This is a genomic window from Caldimonas brevitalea, from assembly GCF_001017435.1.
GTDB classification, from domain to species: Bacteria; Pseudomonadota; Gammaproteobacteria; order Burkholderiales; family Burkholderiaceae_C; genus Caldimonas; species Caldimonas brevitalea.
In genome coordinates, this window is record NZ_CP011371.1 from 3310144 (window position 1) to 3327364 (window position 17221).

The 17221-nt window shown below is 69.3% G+C and carries 16 protein-coding genes and 1 riboswitch; of the genes, 4 read left to right on the forward strand and 12 right to left on the reverse strand.

Translation table 11 applies throughout. From position 1 onward, the window contains the following. Nucleotides 1-52: 52 nt before the first annotated feature. From AAW51_RS14240 to AAW51_RS14250, 3 genes are all read right to left on the reverse strand, one after another. Nucleotides 53-601, reverse strand: coding sequence for a superoxide dismutase family protein (locus tag AAW51_RS14240; protein WP_047195140.1), 549 nt, complete (start codon nt 599-601; stop codon nt 53-55). A 79-nt stretch (nt 602-680) separates the two neighbouring features. Beyond that, complete coding sequence (locus AAW51_RS14245) at nt 681-3020, reverse strand: Tex family protein (RefSeq protein ID WP_047197815.1); 2340 nt, start codon at nt 3018-3020, stop codon at nt 681-683. Nucleotides 3021-3178: 158 nt separating this feature from the next. Beyond that, on the reverse strand, nt 3179-3646 hold the full coding sequence (locus AAW51_RS14250; protein WP_047195141.1) for a hypothetical protein: 468 nt from the start codon (nt 3644-3646) through the stop codon (nt 3179-3181). Between the two features lie 225 nt (nt 3647-3871). Between AAW51_RS14250 and AAW51_RS28165 the strand changes: the two genes are divergently transcribed. Then, nucleotides 3872-4210, forward strand: a complete 339-nt coding sequence (locus AAW51_RS28165) for a four-helix bundle copper-binding protein (RefSeq protein WP_238947596.1) — start codon at nt 3872-3874, stop codon at nt 4208-4210. 25 nt (nt 4211-4235) lie between these two features. On the opposite strand, the gene AAW51_RS14260 is transcribed toward AAW51_RS28165, so the two are convergent. Both AAW51_RS14260 and AAW51_RS14265 read right to left on the reverse strand, forming a co-directional pair. Then, nucleotides 4236-4481, reverse strand: coding sequence for a hypothetical protein (locus AAW51_RS14260; RefSeq protein WP_047195142.1), 246 nt, complete (start codon nt 4479-4481; stop codon nt 4236-4238). Nucleotides 4482-4506: 25 nt separating this feature from the next. Then, nucleotides 4507-5985, reverse strand: a complete 1479-nt coding sequence (locus AAW51_RS14265) for a S8 family serine peptidase (protein WP_047195143.1) — start codon at nt 5983-5985, stop codon at nt 4507-4509. A gap of 360 nt (nt 5986-6345) precedes the next feature. Between AAW51_RS14265 and AAW51_RS14270 the strand changes: the two genes are divergently transcribed. The 3 genes from AAW51_RS14270 (at nt 6346) to egtB (ending at nt 9285) form a co-directional block, all read left to right on the forward strand. Beyond that, nucleotides 6346-6810 carry a CBS domain-containing protein gene (locus tag AAW51_RS14270; protein WP_047197817.1) on the forward strand — a complete coding sequence of 155 codons (465 nt, stop codon included), beginning with the start codon at nt 6346-6348 and terminating at the stop codon, nt 6808-6810. Nucleotides 6811-6900: 90 nt separating this feature from the next. Further along, nucleotides 6901-7944, forward strand: a complete 1044-nt coding sequence (egtD, locus tag AAW51_RS14275) for an L-histidine N(alpha)-methyltransferase (RefSeq protein ID WP_238947597.1) — start codon at nt 6901-6903, stop codon at nt 7942-7944. 21 nt (nt 7945-7965) lie between these two features. Beyond that, nucleotides 7966-9285, forward strand: a complete 1320-nt coding sequence (gene egtB, locus AAW51_RS14280; RefSeq protein WP_047197819.1) for an ergothioneine biosynthesis protein EgtB — start codon at nt 7966-7968, stop codon at nt 9283-9285. A gap of 21 nt (nt 9286-9306) precedes the next feature. Here the strand turns inward: egtB and AAW51_RS14285 are convergent, their stop codons facing one another. The 7 genes from AAW51_RS14285 to thiC form a co-directional block, all read right to left on the reverse strand. Further along, on the reverse strand, nt 9307-10170 hold the full coding sequence (locus tag AAW51_RS14285) for an SDR family oxidoreductase (protein WP_047195144.1): 864 nt from the start codon (nt 10168-10170) through the stop codon (nt 9307-9309). A 71-nt stretch (nt 10171-10241) separates the two neighbouring features. Beyond that, nucleotides 10242-11252 carry a biotin synthase BioB gene (gene bioB / locus AAW51_RS14290; protein WP_083438299.1) on the reverse strand — a complete coding sequence of 337 codons (1011 nt, stop codon included), beginning with the start codon at nt 11250-11252 and terminating at the stop codon, nt 10242-10244. Between the two features lie 25 nt (nt 11253-11277). Then, nucleotides 11278-12849 (reverse strand): bifunctional hydroxymethylpyrimidine kinase/phosphomethylpyrimidine kinase, encoded by a 1572-nt coding sequence (gene thiD / locus AAW51_RS30790; RefSeq protein ID WP_047195145.1) that lies wholly within the window; start codon nt 12847-12849, stop codon nt 11278-11280. A 43-nt stretch (nt 12850-12892) separates the two neighbouring features. Beyond that, nucleotides 12893-13681: a thiazole synthase gene (locus AAW51_RS14300; RefSeq protein WP_047195146.1), complete on the reverse strand. Its 789-nt coding sequence runs from the start codon at nt 13679-13681 to the stop codon at nt 12893-12895. 44 nt (nt 13682-13725) lie between these two features. Then, complete coding sequence (thiS, locus tag AAW51_RS14305) at nt 13726-13965, reverse strand: sulfur carrier protein ThiS (protein WP_053013575.1); 240 nt, start codon at nt 13963-13965, stop codon at nt 13726-13728. Continuing rightward, nucleotides 13962-15035: an FAD-dependent oxidoreductase gene (locus AAW51_RS14310; protein ID WP_047195147.1), complete on the reverse strand. Its 1074-nt coding sequence runs from the start codon at nt 15033-15035 to the stop codon at nt 13962-13964. The genes thiS and AAW51_RS14310 overlap by 4 nt, the downstream gene beginning before the upstream one ends. Before the next feature lie 7 nt (nt 15036-15042). After that, complete coding sequence (thiC, locus tag AAW51_RS14315) at nt 15043-16956, reverse strand: phosphomethylpyrimidine synthase ThiC (RefSeq protein WP_047195148.1); 1914 nt, start codon at nt 16954-16956, stop codon at nt 15043-15045. A 75-nt stretch (nt 16957-17031) separates the two neighbouring features. Further along, nucleotides 17032-17133: riboswitch (TPP riboswitch) on the reverse strand. Nucleotides 17134-17221 lie beyond the last annotated feature (88 nt).

The following is a 17221-nucleotide window of genomic DNA, read 5'->3' on the forward strand; positions in this document are numbered from 1 at the left end:
CGGCCGATCACGCTGTTCGGCACGTGACAAGCACCGGCGCCGGTGCGCAGGCTCAGGCCGGCGTCACCACGGCGCAGGCCAGCCGCGCGCCGGCGTTGCCGACCGGCTGCGAGACATAGTCGTCGCGGTTGGCGTGCACGATGACACCACGACCGAGCAGGTCGGTGGCGCCGGAGCCGACCACGGTGACGCCGTGCAGCTCGAAACGCGCCTCGGCCACACCGTTGGCGTCGGCCTTCAGGTTGGGCATGTCGCCCGCGTGATGCGGACCGCTGGTGGCGTCGCCGTGCGGTGCCGCGTTCGGGTTGAAGTGGCCGCCGGCGCTGGTGGCGTCCGGGCTCGAGCAATCGCCCTTCTCATGCACGTGGAAGCCGTGTTCCTGGTTGGGCTTCAGGCCGCTGACCTTGGCAACCACCAGCACATGGTGGCCTTGCTGCTCGAACGTGATGCTGCCGCTGGTGGTGTTGCCCGCGGTCGGTTGCAGGCGCGCGACCGCCTTGCCTTCAGCACCGCCCTGAGACCCGCTCAGGCTGTTGCAGCCCGCCGTGAGGGCCAGTGCGGCCAGGGCCGCGGTGAGGGTCAAGCCGGACGAAACACGCATTGCAAGCTCCTTTGTGTCGAAAGGCTGCCATGGTAGCGACCTGTGGCACGACGGCGCGCGCCTCACCGGCAACCAGATGTCATCGCTTGGTCTGCAGCTTCGCAAAAGCGGCGGCCATTGCGGATTGGCCGGCTGCCGGAGCGCCTGCGCCGCCGCCCCGCCCGCCCTGGCGCTCCTGGCGCCCGGCCGGACGGTAGCTGTTGTCGGCCCCGGCGCCCCCGCGCGGCGCCTGCGCATCGAGCTTCATCGTCAGCGAGATGCGCTTGCGGGCCAGGTCGACTTCCAGCACCTTGACCTTGACGATGTCACCGGTCTTGACCACCTCGCGCGCGTCGTTGACGAACTTGTTCGACAACTGGCTCACATGCACCAGGCCGTCCTGGTGCACCCCCAGGTCGACGAAGGCGCCGAACTGGGCCACGTTGCTGACCGTGCCTTCCAGCACCATGCCGGCCTGCAGGTCCTTGATGTCCTCGACACCTTCGTTGAAGCGGGCCACCTTGAAGTCGGGGCGCGGGTCGCGCCCGGGCTTTTCCAGCTCGGCCAGGATGTCCTTGACCGTGATGGCGCCGAACTTGTCGTCGGCATAGGCCTCGGGCTTCAGTGCGCGCAGCACGTCCGAGCGGCCCATCACCTCCTTGATCGGCTTGCCGACGCTGCCCAGCATGCGCTCGACCACCGGATAGGTCTCGGGGTGGACCCCCGACATGTCGAGCGGGTTGTCGCCGTCGCGGATGCGCAAGAAGCCGGCCGCCTGCTCGAAGGTCTTGGCGCCGAGGCCGGCGACGTCGAGCAGCTGCTGGCGCGTGCGGAACGCGCCATTGGCATCACGCCAGCGCACGATGCTGGACGCCACCGACGAGCTGAGGCCCGACACGCGCGACAGCAGCGGGGCCGACGCGGTGTTCAGGTCCACGCCCACCGAGTTCACGCAGTCTTCGACCACCGCGTCGAGGCTGCGCGCCAGCTCGCTCTGGTTCACGTCGTGCTGGTACTGGCCCACACCGATGCTCTTGGGCTCGATCTTGACCAGCTCGGCCAGCGGGTCCTGCACGCGGCGGGCGATGCTGACCGCACCGCGGATGCTCACGTCCAGCTCGGGCAGTTCCTTGCTCGCGTACTCCGACGCGGAGTACACCGACGCGCCCGCTTCGCTGACCACCACCTTCTCGATCGCGGTACCCGGCGCCAGCTGCTGGATGCGCTTGATCAGGTCGCCGGCCAGCTTGTCGGTCTCGCGGCTGGCGGTGCCGTTGCCGATCGCGATCAGGTTGACCCCATGTGTCGCGCACAGCCGGCCCAAGGTGTGGATCGAGCCTTCCCAGTCGTTGCGCGGCTCGTGCGGATAGACGGTGGAGGTGTCGACCACCTTGCCCGTCTCGCTGACGATCGCCACCTTGACGCCGGTGCGGATGCCCGGGTCCAGCCCCATCACGACACGCCGGCCGGCCGGCGCCGCCAGCAGCAGGTCGCGCAGATTCTCGGCAAACACCTTGATGGCGACCTTCTCGGCCTCTTCGCGCAGGCGCGAGAACAGATCGCGCTCCAGGCTCAGGCTCAGCTTGACCTTCCAGGTCCAGGCCACGCTCTTGCGGATCAACTCGTCGGCCGGGCGCTTGCTGTGGCTCCAGCCCAGGTGCCGCGCGATGCGGCCTTCGGCCAATGTCGGCTGCCCGGGCACCACCTCTTCATCGAGCACCAGCTTGGCGTCGAGGATTTCCTGCGTGCGGCCGCGGAACACCGCCAGTGCGCGGTGCGAGGGCACGGTGCGGATCGGCTCGGCGTAATCGAAATAGTCGCGGAACTTGGACACCTCGGGGCTGTTCTGGTCCTTGCCTTCCATCAGCTTGGACTGGAACAAGCCCTCTTCCCACAGCCACTCGCGCAGCTTGCCCACCAGCGCCGCGTCTTCGGCCCAGCGCTCGGACAGGATGTCGCGCACGCCGTCGAGCACGGCATAGGCGTCGGCAAAACCGGCGTCGGCGTTGACGAAGGCCGCGGCCTCGGCGGCCGGGTCGAGCGTCGGGTCGGCGAACAGCTTGTCGGCCAGCGGCTCCAGGCCCGCTTCGCGGGCGATCATGCCCTTGGTACGGCGCTTGGGCTTGTAGGGCAGGTAGAGGTCTTCCAGCTCCTGCTTGGTCGGCGCCGTTTCGACGGCAGCGCGCAGCTCGGGCGTCAGCTTGCCCTGCTCGTCGATGCTCTTGAGCACGGCCTCGCGGCGTTCTTCCAGTTCGCGCAGATAGGTCAGGCGCGCTTCCAGTTCGCGCAGCTGCGTGTCGTCGAGGCCGTCGGTGGCCTCCTTGCGGTAGCGGGCGATGAAGGGGACGGTGGCACCGCCGTCGAGCAATTGGACTGCGGCATTGACTTGGGCCGGGCGGACCTTCAGTTCCGCCGCAATCTGAAGAAGAATCTTGTCCAGCACTTGGGTCTTAGGAGGTTCCAAGAAAGGGGCGCAGTTTGCCATAGCGGCGACGACGACCGGCCGCGGCGGCCGCCCCGCACGGGGATAGTCACGTCTGATGCGACAAACTCACACTTTTAAGACCTGCCGTCGGCCCAAATGCCGGCTGCAGCGGCCTACCGCCGCTTCAGCAGGTAGGCCCCGACCACCATGCCGGCCGCCAGCCCGCCATACACCATCCACAGGCTGCGGCCGCTCAGCCGCCGCTCGAAGCCGGGCGTGAGCCGCTTGGGCACCAGCACCAGGTCGACCACCGCTGCGATGGCGGTGGCCTTGGCGGCATTGCGGGCCAGGGCGCCGACGCTCGTCGGCTGGCGCTCGCGTCCGAGCAGCTTCTCGAACAGCACACCCCAGAAGACGCCCGAGGCGGCGTGCAGCGCGCCACCCGTCAGCGTGTGCTTGGCGGTGGCACGGTTGACGTGGAGTGCTTCGTCGCCCCAGACGATATGGCTGGTGGCATTGAGGGGTGCCAGGGCGCTGCCGGTGTCCTTGCGGCCCCGCAGGGCCAGCAAGGCGGCCGAGGTGATGCTGGCGGCACCGCCGGAGATCAAGGCGTCTTTTGCCGCGCCGGTCCAGGTTTTCATGGGAGCCTCGCTTTCCTTGGGTCGAAGTGAAAAGGCCGAAGACGATGGCCGCGGCCTTGCTGCCGCTTTTGCAAGCGCCATTCCCGCGCGCGGCAGGAACGTGGCTTGCCGGACCGGGGCGTAGCAGCAGGAGCACCCACCGTGACAGGTATCGTCCAAGATCCCGATGTTCAGCAATGCATACAAGACTGTTTGCGCTGCTGGTCCGTATGCCGCAGCACCGCGATGCAGCAGTGTCTCGCCCTCGGCGGCGACCATGTGGAGCAAGCCCATCTGAGCCTGCTGATGAATTGCGCCGACCTGTGCCAGGCGACTGCCAACTTCATGTTGAGCGCCTCGACGCTGCACAGCGAGGTGTGCGCGCTGTGCGCCAAGGTGTGCGGCGCGGCGGCCCAGAGCTGCAAGCAGCTGGGCGACCTGCAGGATTGCGAGGAGGCGTGCCGCCGCTGCGGCGAAAGCTGCGGCCATGTGGCCGGCACCCGCTCGCCGCACGAACACAGCGATGACCGGCTGCCCGCCACCGGCGTGCTCGGGGGCCCGCCGCGGCAGGGCAGCTACGGCTGAGCGGAACGCGACCGCGCCGCCGGCCTCAGCGGGGCTTGTGCCGCGGCGGTGTCGGCGTGCGGATCTCGTGGTTCTCGGCGGTGTAGGCCCAGCCGGGCAACTGCTGCAAGGCCTGCTCGATCTGGGCCGGTTCGCCGTCGACGATCAAGGTGGCCCCACCGGAGCCGACCAGCGCCATGCCGGCGGATTGCACCGCCGCCTGCGCCTGCACGACGCTCGCGATGCTGGCGGGCGGTGCTGTGAGGCTGCTGTAGAGCACGTAGCGTGACATGGCGCTGATTATCTAGGTTCTCACTCTAGCTTCTCGCCAGACCCCTGCCCTGCAAGGTGGCCGGGAAGCCCAGGTCTTCGGCCCTTTCGGACGCCAGCCGCAAGATGGCCTCCGAGCGTTTGGCGTCGCGTGGCGCCGCCTGCAGCTCGCGCGCGCTGGCCAGTGCACGGGCCAGCACGCCCGCGGCCACCGGGCTTGCCATCGAGGTGCCGTCCATCACGCCATAGCGGTCGTCGAAGATGGTCGAGACGATGCCGACGCCTGGCGCTGCCAGGCGCACCTGCATGCCGCGGTTCGAGAAGCGCGCGACAAAGGTGTCATGGCGTCCCAGCGGCTGCGTCACGTGGCGCTCCTGCGGTGCACCTTCCGGCCAGGCGCCTTGAACGCCCAATGCGGAAACCGCCAGTGACAGCGGGTCGTTGGCCGGAAAGCTCACCGGGCCGCCGTCGTTGCCGGCGGCCACCACGCACACCGCACCGCTCAGGCGTGCGAACTGGATCGCTTCCGAGATCGCCACGTCGCTGCCGCCCCCTCCCAGGCTCATGTTGATGATGTCGCAGCCGTCGAGCACCGCTTGCCGGATGGCCTCGCGGATCGACGCGTTCGACGCGCCGCTGACGCCGCTTTCGAAAACCCGGTAGGCGTGCAGCACCACCTGCGGCGCCTCGCCCAGCAGGTTGCCGCGCGCGGCGATCACCCCGGCGACGTGGGTGCCGTGGCCCTCTTCGTCATGCCATTGGTCGACCGGCTCGACCAGGGTGGTATTGCGCCCCAGTGCCACCGGCAGGTCACCGTGCGGGCCGACCCCGGTGTCGATCACCGCCACCTTGACGCCGGCACCGTGGTCCACCGACGGTTCACCGTAGAGGCGCCGCCGGGCATCGGCGAAATCGAGCTGCAAGGCAGTGAGTTCGAGCGTCGTCACCTCCTCCAGCGTCACGTTGCGCCATTCGCGCGGCCAGCCGCCATGCAAGGGATAGGCGGCCACCAGCGGCGCCTGCTTCACCGACGCGGGCAGGCGCAGTTGCACCTCGCCCTGCGCGTCGGTCGTGCCTTCGGCGCCGGTGCCGGTGTTCGGGTTGGTCAGCACGACCACCATGCAGTCCGACAGCGGCTGGCCCTGCGGTCCGCCCGTGACCACCCGGAAGGTGCGCGGCGCCGGGGCTTCGTCGCCCTGCCCGCTCGGCTTTTCCAGCGCTTGCAGCCGGGGCGCGCGGGCCGGGTAGTAACGCTGCTCGGGCACCACCCGCAGGCCTGGAGCCTGGGCTTGCAGCAGCGCCGCAACGTCGTCGCTCATCTCCACCACCTTGGTGCCGTCGGTCGATGCCGAGGCGACGACGCGCAACGGCAACCCGCCGAAGGCCTCCAAGACGCTTTCGGTCTGCGACGGCTGCAGCCGTCGCAGCAACTCCTCGGTGGCGGCGGAGGTGTAGTCGCGGTGCACGACGAAGCCCGCGGTCGGCAACAACAGATAACGCGAAAAGGGGTGCGAGGTGGATGGCATGAGGTTCCTGGACAGGGTGAGCGGACGGCAGCGCCCCATGGCGCCCGACCTCATTCTGGGAGCAGCAGCAGGGGAACGCGTGACGACTTTTTTCCGACCGCGTCGCGCGCCCCTCGGCCACCCGGGCGGTCTGGCGCGGCGTCGGGTAGGCGTCCTGACCTGTCCTATCTACCGTGGGCTGTCGCCCTTTTTTACCGGCCGGCCCGACGGTGCCGCCCCCCACCGGGGGCGGGCGCGACGTCGAGTCGCGGGCACGCCGATTGCGATGGCGGCTACACAGCGCCCCGTGGCGCCCGCCGCCCTCGCCGCACGGGGGTCTCGGACTCCTGGTCCGCCAACCGACATGAAGGAGTGAGCAAGATGCAACAGATCTCAGAAGTGATGACACGCAATGTGCGTGTCGTCTCCCCCGACGACTCGCTGCAGTCCGCGGCCCAGGTGATGGACGAACTGAACGTCGGCGCCGTGCCAGTGTGCAATGGCGAGCGCCTGGTCGGCATGATCACCGACCGCGACATCACCGTGCGCGCCGTCGCCGCCGGGCTCTCGGCCGACGGAACGCATGTCAGCGAGGTCATGACCGATCAGGTACGCTGGTGCTTCGAAGACCAGCCCATCGATGAAGTGATGCAACAGATGAGCGACGTGCAGATCCGCCGCGTACCGGTGGTCGACCGTGACAACCGCCTGGTGGGCATCGTGTCGCTCGGCGACCTTGCCACCAAACACTCGGACGATGTCGACGAGACGCTGCAGAAGATTTCGTCGCCGTCGGAGCCGGACCGCTCCACCACACCGTCGTCGGGCGGGTCCTTGCCGCACTGACGACCTCTCTTTCTCTCCGGATGCCAGGCCGCGACGCTCGCGCCCTGGCATTTTCTTGTCTGACCGGCAGTGCCCCTCAAAAGGAAGCCGATGGAACACGAGCTGCAGCGACCCCACCCCTCTACTCCGTCCGCCGCCGCGTCGATGTCGGCGCCTTCGCCTGCCGCTGACCGACCGCCGCAATGGATCCGGATCGGCGCGGTCGAGGACCCGTTCCAGCGTGCGGCCGAACTTCAGCGCGGCTTGCTGGAACGCCCCGCCCACATCTCCCCCAAGTACTTCTACGACGCGCAGGGCTGCGCGCTGTACAGCGCCATTTGCGAACTGGTCGAGTACTACCCCACCCGGACCGAGACCGCCATCTTCGAGCGCCATCGAGACGCCATCGCGCGCCGGCTGCCGCGCGAGGTGCAATGGGTCGACCTCGGGTGCGGCGACGGTGCCAAGTCATGGCCGTGGCTGACCTCGGTGCAGGCGCGCCGCTGGGTCGGTGTGGACATCTCGCCCGAGTGGCTGTCGATCTCGTTCACCGCCGGTGCCCGGCGCTTCCCGGACGTCGAATTCACCGGCGTGGCGACCGACTTCACCCGGCCGCTGGACCTGCACGCCGTGCTCGAGCAGCGCCCCGAGTGGCCGCGGGTGTTTTTCTATCCCGGCTCGTCGATCGGCAATTTCACGCCGTCGCAGGCCCTGGTGCTGCTGCGCTCGGTGCGCGCGCACCTCGGACGGGACGGGCGCTTGTTGATCGGCGTCGACGGCGTGAAGGACAAGGCGGTGCTCGAGGCGGCGTACGACGACGCCATCGGCGTGACGGCGGCCTTCAACCGCAACGTGCTGCGGGTGGTCAACCGCGAGTTGGACGCCGATTTCGACCCGCGCCGCTACACCCACCGCGCCTGTTTCGACGGCCGCCACAGCCGCATCGAGATGCAGTTGGTGGCCCAGCAGGCGCACACGGTGCACCTGGGCGGCCAGCGCCGGCACTTCGAGGCCGGCGAAGCCATCGTCACCGAATACTCCTACAAGTACACCCGCGAAAGCTTCTCGGCCTTGCTGCAGGAAGCCGGCTACTCGCACGCCCAGCACTGGAGCGACGAGCGCGGATGGTTCCATGTGTTCGTCGCTGCCCCCTGACACCCACCCGCCATGGCCTGGATGCCCCCTGCCCCCGCGCCCGCGCTCGACGCGCAGGCCCTGCTGCCGCTCTTCAACGACGTGCGGCGTCAAACCGACGCGCTGATCGAAGGCTTGTCGGCGGAAGACTGCATGCTGCAGTCGATGCCCGACGCGAGCCCGGTGAAATGGCACATCGCGCACACCACCTGGTTTTTCGAAACCTTCGTGCTGGAGCGCGCCCGCGCCGACCACCGGCCGTTCGACCCGGCCTTCCGCCAGCTGTTCAACTCCTACTATGTCGGCATCGGTGAGCGCCACCCGCGCCCCGAGCGGGGCCTGCTGTCGCGCCCGTCGCTGGCCCAGGTGCTGGCGTACCGGCGCACGGTCGAGCAACAGGTGACGGCGCTGCTGCAATCGGGCGACGCGACGCCCGACCTGCTGGCGCTGGTGGAATTGGGCGTTCACCACGAGCAGCAGCACCAGGAGCTGATCCTCACCGATCTCAAGCATCACCTGTCGCGCAACCCCCTGTGGCCGGCCTATCGCCCCTCGCCGGCGCGGCCCGCCGGGCTGTCCAGTCCGGGCTTGCAGTTCGTCCGATTCGAGGGCGGCATGGCCGAGGTCGGCCACCGCGGCCGCGGTTTCGCCTTCGACAACGAACTGCCCCGCCACCGCTGCTGGCTGGCACCGTTCGAGATCGCCTCGCGATTGGTGACCAACGGCGAGTACCTCGCGTTCATCGAGGACGGGGGTTATGCGCGGCCCGAGCTGTGGTTGTCCGAGGGCTGGGACCTGCGGTCGCGCGAAGGCTGGCAAGCGCCGCTGTACTGGCAGCCGTCGGGGGCGACAGGCGGCGACGCCTGGTCGGTCTATACCCTGGCCGGCCTGCAGCGCGTGGACCGGCACCAGCCGGTGTGCCACGTCAGCTACTACGAGGCAGACGCCTATGCCCGCTGGGCGCGGGCGCGCCTGCCGACCGAAGCCGAATGGGAGATCGCCGCCGGCACCTTGGGCACGGCCGCCGGTGAGACCGGCCGGCCCGGGTCAGCCCGACCGGCAGGCTGGGGCGGCCTGCTCGAGGACGGGGTGTTCCAGCCGCAGGTCGCAGCACGCGGCGAGCGGCTGGCACAGATGTTCGGCGACACCTGGGAATGGACCCAAAGCGCCTATCTGCCCTACCCCGGGTTCAAGGTCGCGCCGGGCGCGGTGGGCGAGTACAACGGCAAGTTCATGGTCAACCAGATGGTGCTGCGCGGCGGCTCTTGCGCAACCCCGGCCACGCACTTGCGCGCCAGCTACCGCAACTTCTTTCCGGCGGCGGCGCGCTGGCAGTTCAGCGGCATACGGCTGGCGCGCTGAACCCGCGTCGGACGGCCTTGTTCAGCCGTTGATGATCTCGCCACCGTTCGGGTGCAGCACCTGCCCCGTCATGTAGCTCGCGTCGGCACTCGCCAGGAAGACATAGCTGGGCGAGATTTCGTCCGGCTGCCCGGGCCGGCCCAGCGGCACCTTGGCGCCGAAGCTCTCGACATGTTCTTCGTCGAAGGTCGACGGGATCAGCGGTGTCCAGACCGGCCCGGGGGCCACGGCATTGACGCGGATCTTGCGTTTGGCCAGCTGCTGCGCGAGTGAGCGGGTGAAGGCCACGATGGCGCCCTTGGACGAGGCATAGTCGACCAGATGCGCGCTGCCCCGGTAGGCGGTGACCGAAGTGCTGTTGACGATACAGCCGCCCTCCGGCAGGTGCGGCACCACCAGGCGCGACAGGTTGAACATCGAGAAGAAATTGGTCCGGAAGGTCTGCTCCAGCTGGCTGGACGAGATGTCTTCGATCTTCTCTTTCGGATGCTGCTCGGCGGCGTTGTTCACCAGGATGTCGATGCGGCCGAAGCTGTCGAGCGTCGAGCGCACCACCTGTTCCGCAAAGCTTTCGTCGCCCAGGTCGCCCGCCAGCGCAAGGCACTGCACTTTCTGCGCTTCGACCTGCTGGATGGTGTGTTGCGCGTCCTCGTGTTCGTCGAGGTAGACGATGACCACGTGCGCGCCCTCCTTGGCAAACGAGATCGCGACCGAGCGGCCGATGCCGCTGTCGCCACCGGTCACGATGGCGACCTTGTCGCGCAGCTTGCCGCTGCCGACATAGGCACTCGCATCCGACTCGGGCGGCGGGTCCATCTGGCCTTCGCGGCCGGGCTGGGTGTCCTGGTGCTGAGGTGGCAGCGTCTTCGACTTGTCTTCGGGCATGGGGGCTCCGGGGTAAGGTGGCCAACCCCGGTGGAGCGGCAAGCGCCGTGCCCCGCCTCAGGCCCCCAAGGTCAGCCGGCCTGCAGCCCCAGTTTCTCGAACAGCTTCTGGTCGCGTTCCCAGTCCGGGTTGCCGGTGGTCAACAGCTTGTCGCCGTAGAAGATGGAATTGGCGCCGGCCAGGAAACACAGGGCCTGCACCGCTTCGCTCATCTGCTGGCGCCCGGCCGACAGCCGCACACGCGCCTTGGGCATGATGATGCGGGCGACCGCGATGGTGCGCACGAACTCGAGCGGGTCGAGCGGCTCCAGCCCGTGCAGCGGCGTCCCCTCGACCTGCACCAGGTGGTTGATCGGCACCGATTCCGGATAAGGGTCGAGGTTGGCCAGTTGCGCCAGCAGCCCCGCGCGTTCCCGGCGCGACTCGCCCATGCCGACGATGCCGCCGCTGCACACATGCATGCCGGCCGCGCGCACATGCTCGAGGGTGTCGAGCCGGTCCTGGTAGTCGCGGGTCGAGATGATGCGGCCGTAGGCTTCGGGGGCGGTGTCGAGGTTGTGGTTGTAGTAGTCGAGCCCGGCGTCCTTCAGCGTGCGGGCCTGGTGGTCGCTCAGCATGCCCAGCGTGCAGCAGGCTTCCAGGCCGACGTCCTTGACCGCACGCACCAGCTCGGCCACTTTTTCGATGTCGCGGTCTTTCGGCGCACGCCAGGCCGCGCCCATGCAGAAGCGCGTGGCGCCCTGCTCACGCGCCGCCTGGGCGGCGGCCAGCACTTCGTCCTTGTCGAGCAGCTTGCCCGCCTCGACGCCGGTGTCGTAGTGGACCGACTGCGGGCAATAGGCGCAGTCCTCGGGGCAGCCACCGGTCTTGATCGACAGCAGTGTCGACAGTTGGACCTCGTTGGCTTGGAAGTGTTCGCGGTGCACACGCTGCGCTTCGAACAGCAGGTCGTTGAACGGGCGGTCGAACAGCTGGGCGACCGCTTCGACGGGCCAGCGGCCTTCGGACGTTGCGGATGGGGAGGCGCTGCGGCGGATCAGTTGGACCGGTTGCTCGGCGGCGGGTGCAATGGCGTGGGTCATGAAGGTCGTCGTTGCGGAGAATCCGTCAGTGTATCGGCAGCGGCAGCGGCGGCGGCACCGGGCCGGCCAGCGTGCTGCGCGGCAAGGCCGGGGGCGCCAGGGGCTCGGCCCGTTCGCCTTCTTCGATGGACCGCATCAGCCGTTGTGCGGCGGCCTCGGGCGCGCCTGCCTGCACGATGCCGCGCACCACCGCCACGCCGGCCGCGCCGCAACGTGTCGCTTCGAGGCTGCGCGCCTCGTCCATGCCACCGATGGCCACCACCGGCTCACGCAGCAGGCTGCACCAATAGGCCAGATTGCCCGCGCCTTGCGGCCACCACGGCATGTCCTTGGTGGTGGTGGCATGGATGGGGCCGCAGGCGATGTAGCTCGGGCCGAACGCACGCGCCCGGCACACCTCCCAGTAGCTGTGGGTGCTCAAGCCCAGCCGCAGGCCGGCGGCGCGCAAGGACTCCAACGCCTCGGCCGGCACAGACTGCAGGTCTTCCTGGCCGAGGTGGACGCCGTAGGCGCCGTGCTCCAGCGCCAGGGCCCAATGGTCGTTCACGAACAGCTGGGCGCCGGCGGCGCGGGCCAGCAGCACGCTGCGCCGGATCTCGTCCGACAGCTGGGGGCGGGGCATGTCCTTGATGCGCAACTGCAGCGTGCGCACGCCGACCTTGAGCAGCCGCGCCACCCAGTCGGCGCTGTCGACCACCGGGTACAAGCCAAGCCGGCGCTGCTGCAACGGGGCGAACGGACGCTGCGGCGGCGCCGACCAGGTCGCATGCAAGCGGGGCAGCGCATCCGGGTGCAAGCCGAAGCCCCGGCGCGGACGCACCGGCCCGGCCCCCTGGCCCGCGGCATAGCCGTGTTGCAACGCCACCGTGGTGGCCATCTTGCCCAGCACGATGGCGTCGGCCTCGCAGAACCCGAGGGCCAGCGCCGACGCCACCGACGACGCGAACACACAACCAGTGCCGTGGTGGTGCGAGGTCGGCACACGCGGCAGCCCGAGCCAGCCCTGTGCCTGCACCGTCGCCAGCCAGTCGAGCGACTGTTCGCGACTGGCGTCGCCGCCGGTGATGACCACTGCCGCGGGGCCGAGCCGGCGCAAGGCTGCGGCGGCGGCTGGCACATCGGCGTCCTGGCGCAGCTCCGGGGCGTCCAGCAGCCAGGCCGCCTCGCGCCGGTTGGGCGTGATGACACTGGCACGCGGCAACAGCTCGGTCAGGATGGCCTGGCGCAGCGACTCGGCGCTGAGCGACGCGCCGATGCTGGCCCGCCACACCGGGTCGACCACCAGCGCCACCGGGCGGCGCGAGCGCAGCTTGTCGAGCCAGCGCACCAGCCGCTGCACATGCTCGGCACTGCCCAGCATGCCGGTCTTGATCGCCGCGGGCGGCAGGTCGAGCGCCAGCACGGCCAACTGGGCATCGAGCATCTCGGGCGAAACGGCCTCGATGCGCGACACGGTGGTCGAGTTCTGTGCGGTCAACGCAGCGATCGCCGTACAACCATGGACATCGAAGGCTTCGAACGCCTTCAGGTCGGCTTGCACGCCGGCACCACAACCGCTGTCCGAGCCGGCCACACTCCACACGATGGGGACATTCATGTCTCGCTCCTCGAACCGGCGGTCGACGCCGTGTTGTCTGGTGTCACAGATCGAACGGGCGGCCCGAGACCGGGGTCGAGGCCACCGCCATCGGCTGCGGCGCCACCAGCCCGCTGCGCCAGGCCAGGCGGCCGCCCTCGATCGCGGCGCGGAAGGCGCCGGCCATCCCGACCGGGTCGCCCGCCTGGGCGACCGCCGAGTTCAGCAGCACCGCGTCGTAGCCCAGTTCCATCGCCTGGGCGGCGTGCGAAGGTGCGCCGAGGCCGGCGTCGACGATCAAGGTAGCCTCGGGCAGCCGTGCGCGCAAGGTGCGCAGCGCCCAGGGGTTCAGCAACCCCTGGGCGGAGCCGATCGGTGCGCCCCAGGGCATCAGGATGCGGCAGCCGACGTCGAGCAGCCGTTGGCAGCTGACGAGGTCGTCGAGGCAGTAGGGAAACACCTCGAAGCCGTCCTGGATCAGTTGCGCGGCCGCCTCGACCAATTCGTAGGGGTCCGGCTGCAGCGTGTGTTCGTCGCCCACCACTTCGAGCTTGATCCAGTGCGTGTCGAGCAGCTCGCGGGCCATGTGGGCCAGCGTGATCGCTTCGCGCGCCGTGCGGCAGCCCGCGGTATTGGGCAGCAGGCGCGCACCGCACGCCTTGATGATTTCGATGTAACCGTTGTCGCCGGCACCCCCGGCGAGCTGGCGCTTCAAGCCCAGGGTCACCACCTGCGCCCCGGAGGCGACGATGGCCTCGCGCAACACCTGGGGCGACGGATAGCCGGCGGTGCCGAGCAGAAAGCGGCTGCTCAGTGGCACGTCGGCCAGGATGAAATCGGGGTTGGTGGTCATGGAAGCAGTCTCCGTGCTGCGTTCGGTGAACCGCGGCGCATGCCTCAGCCGCCCACGATGGGTTGGAAACAGCTGATCTGGTCGCCGGACTGCAACCGGCAGGCCACCCGCGCTGCCCGGGGGACAAACTCCCCGTTGACCGCGGTCGCGACCGACGTCGGCGCGTGGCCGAGCAGTTCCAGCAACTGGGCCAGGCTGGTGCCGGCGCTCACCTGGTGAGCCGCACCGTTGACCGTGACAAGCAGTGCATCGGCCGCGACTGCGGGCCCTTGCGGTGCGTTCATCGCATCGTCTCCATCACGTCGGCTCGCCGCAGCGGCAGCGCGAGGTCTTGCAAGGCCTGCTCGACCAGGGCCGGGGCGATCAGCCAGCCGTGGCGGAACAAACCGTTGATGCGGGTCAGGCCTTCGCACGATTCGATGCGCGGCAGGTTGTCGGCCAACGCGGGCCGCAGGTTGACCTCGGTGTGCACCAGGCGCGCCTCGGCCAGCTCGGGGAGCACGCTGTGGGCCGCGCTCAGCAGGCCCAGCAGGCTGCGCACCGACACCGGCGAGCGGTCCTCCGACTCGATTTCGGTCGCGCCGACAACGATCACATCGCCCGGCCGCGGCACCAGGTAGACGCGCCAGCGTGGATGCAGCAGCCGCACCGGCCGCCCGAGCGCGACACCGGGGGCGTGCAGCCAGACGATCTCGCCCCGCACGCCGCGCACCGGCATCTCGGGGCGCGCGCCGACACCGCGCACGTCGAATACCCAGTCGAAGCCGAACTCGGCGTCGCCGCAGCGCAGCCGGCGCGGCGACAGCGTCTGCACCGGCCGCTGCCAATGCCAGCGCACGCCGCGCAAGGTCGCGCCTTCGGCCAGCGCCTGCATCGCCTGCACCGGGTGGATCTGCCCTTCGGGTTCGAGCAGCCAGGCATGCGCGGCGCCATGCAAACACGGCTCCAGCTGCCGCAGCGCGGCCGGCGTCAGCGACTGCGGCGTGGCCTCGCCGGGGACTTTGCTCGCCAGCACGCCCAGCAGGCGCCGGGCCGCTCCGAGGTCGGCCGCGTGCGCCAGCAGCAGGCTGCCGCGCCGCTGAAAGTCCACCGGCGACGGCAGGCCCGCCAGCAGCTGCGGCCACAGGTCGAGCGAGCGTTGCCCCAGCCGCGCGACCTGCAGGTCGGCGCATTCCAGTTCGGCCCACGGGCTCAGCATGCCGGCCGCGGTCCACCCCGCCGCCCCGCGCTCGCCGGGGCCCGGCGCCGGATCGAACACCGACACCTCACAGCCGGCGCCGGCCAGCTGCCACGCGAGCAGCCGGCCGAGCAGGCCGGCGCCGGCAATGGCGACGCGATGCACAGCCGTGGTCATGACCACCTCAGGGCTGGGGCTGGATGGGGATGTACAACTCGCCCCCGCCCCGCTTGAACTCGTCGGACTTGGCCTGCAAGCCCTCGGCCAGCGCAGCCGCCTCGCTCACCCCCTGTCGCTCGGCGTATTCGCGCACCTCCTGCGTGATCTTCATCGAGCAGAACTTGGGGCCGCACATCGAGCAGAAGTGCGCCACCTTGCTGGACTCCTTGGGCAGCGTCTCGTCATGGAAATCGCGTGCGGTGTCGGGGTCGAGCGAGAGGTTGAACTGGTCGTGCCAGCGGAATTCGAAGCGCGCCTTGGACAACGCGTCGTCGCGCGCCCGCGAGCCCGGGTGGCCTTTGGCGACATCGGCGGCGTGGGCCGCGATCTTGTAGGCGATGATGCCTTGCTTGACGTCGTCACGGTCGGGCAGGCCCAGGTGCTCCTTGGGCGTCACGTAGCACAACATCGCGGTGCCGAACCAGCCGATCATGGCCGCGCCGATGGCGCTGGCGATGTGGTCGTAGCCGGGCGCGATGTCGATCGTCAGCGGCCCCAGCGTGTAGAACGGCGCCTCGTGGCAGTGCTTGAGCTGCTCTTCCATGTTGGCCTGGATCATGTGCATGGGCACATGGCCCGGCCCTTCGATCATGGTCTGCACGTCATGCTGCCAGGCCAGCTGGGTCAGCTCGCCCAGTGTGCGCAGCTCGGCGAACTGGGCCTCGTCGTTGGCGTCGGCACCCGAGCCCGGCCGCAGGCCGTCGCCGAGCGAGAAGCTGACGTCGTAGGCCTTCATGATCTCGCAGATCTCTTCGAAATGCGTGTAGAGGAAGTTTTCCTTGTGATGCGCGATGCACCACTTGGCCAGGATGGAGCCGCCCCGCGAGACGATGCCGGTGCGGCGCTTGGCCGTCATCGGGATGAAGGGCAAGCGCACCCCGGCGTGGATGGTGAAGTAGTCGACGCCCTGCTCCGCCTGCTCGATCAGCGTGTCGCGGAAGATCTCCCAGGTCAGGTCTTCGGCGACCCCGCCGACCTTCTCGAGCGCCTGGTAGATCGGCACCGTGCCGATCGGCACCGGCGAGTTGCGAACGATCCAGTCGCGCGTGGTGTGGATGTTGCGGCCGGTCGAGAGGTCCATCACCGTGTCGGCGCCCCAGCGGATCGCCCACACCAGCTTTTCGACCTCTTCCTCGATGCTCGACGTGACGGCCGAGTTGCCGATGTTGGCGTTGATCTTGACCAGGAAGTTGCGGCCGATCGCCATCGGCTCGATTTCCGGATGGTTGATGTTGGCCGGGATGATGGCGCGCCCGCGCGCCACTTCGTCGCGCACGAACTCGGGCGTGATCAGCGCCGGGATGCTGGCGCCCATCGGGTTGCCGCGCAAGCGCGCCTCGCGTTCCGCATCGCCGAGGTATTCGGCCATCCAGTCGGCGCGGTCGACGCGGCGCTGGTTCTCGCGGATCGCCACGTATTCCATCTCGGGTGTGACGATGCCGCGGCGGGCATAGTGCATCTGCGTGACGTTGGCACCGGAGCGGGCGCGGCGCGGCTGACGTTGCAGCGCGGCGGCCTCCCGGCGCAGCCGGTCGAGTCGCTCGGCGTCGCGTTCTTCATGCTTGGCGCCGTCGTCCAGCGCTTCGGGCGCGCGCCCCGTATACACCTCGGTGTCGCCGCGCGCCTCGATCCACGGCGCCCGCAGCGGCGCCAGGCCTTGCCGCACGTCGATCAGCGCTTCGGGGTCGGTGTAAGGACCGGAGGTGTCGTAGAGCGACACCACCTCGCCGTTGCTGAGGCGCACCTCTCGCATCGGCACGCGCAACTCCGGGTGCCGGACACCGGCCACATAGTGCTTGGAGGAGGCGGGAAAGGGCTCGCGTGTCAACGCGAGCAACTGGCTCAGCTTGTCGGTGGCCAGGGTGTCGGGGGCGTTCATCGGGGCTCCTTCCGGTGGTGGTGGTGCTCCGGAAAGTGCCCCGGCGCCACATCCCTGTAAAAAGGGGCTGCAGCGAGGGACAGATTCAGCTCTTCTTCCGCCGGTATGAACCGGATCAAGTTCGCGGGTTCGGCGTGATGGCCATCTCAGCACGGATGTGCACCCCGGAGCGGCAGCAAGTGTAGGAGTGGCGCCCCAAGGCGTCAAGGCGGAGGCTGGCACGGCCGGGCCCTGCGTTTGCTATTGCATCCTTCAACGTGTCTGA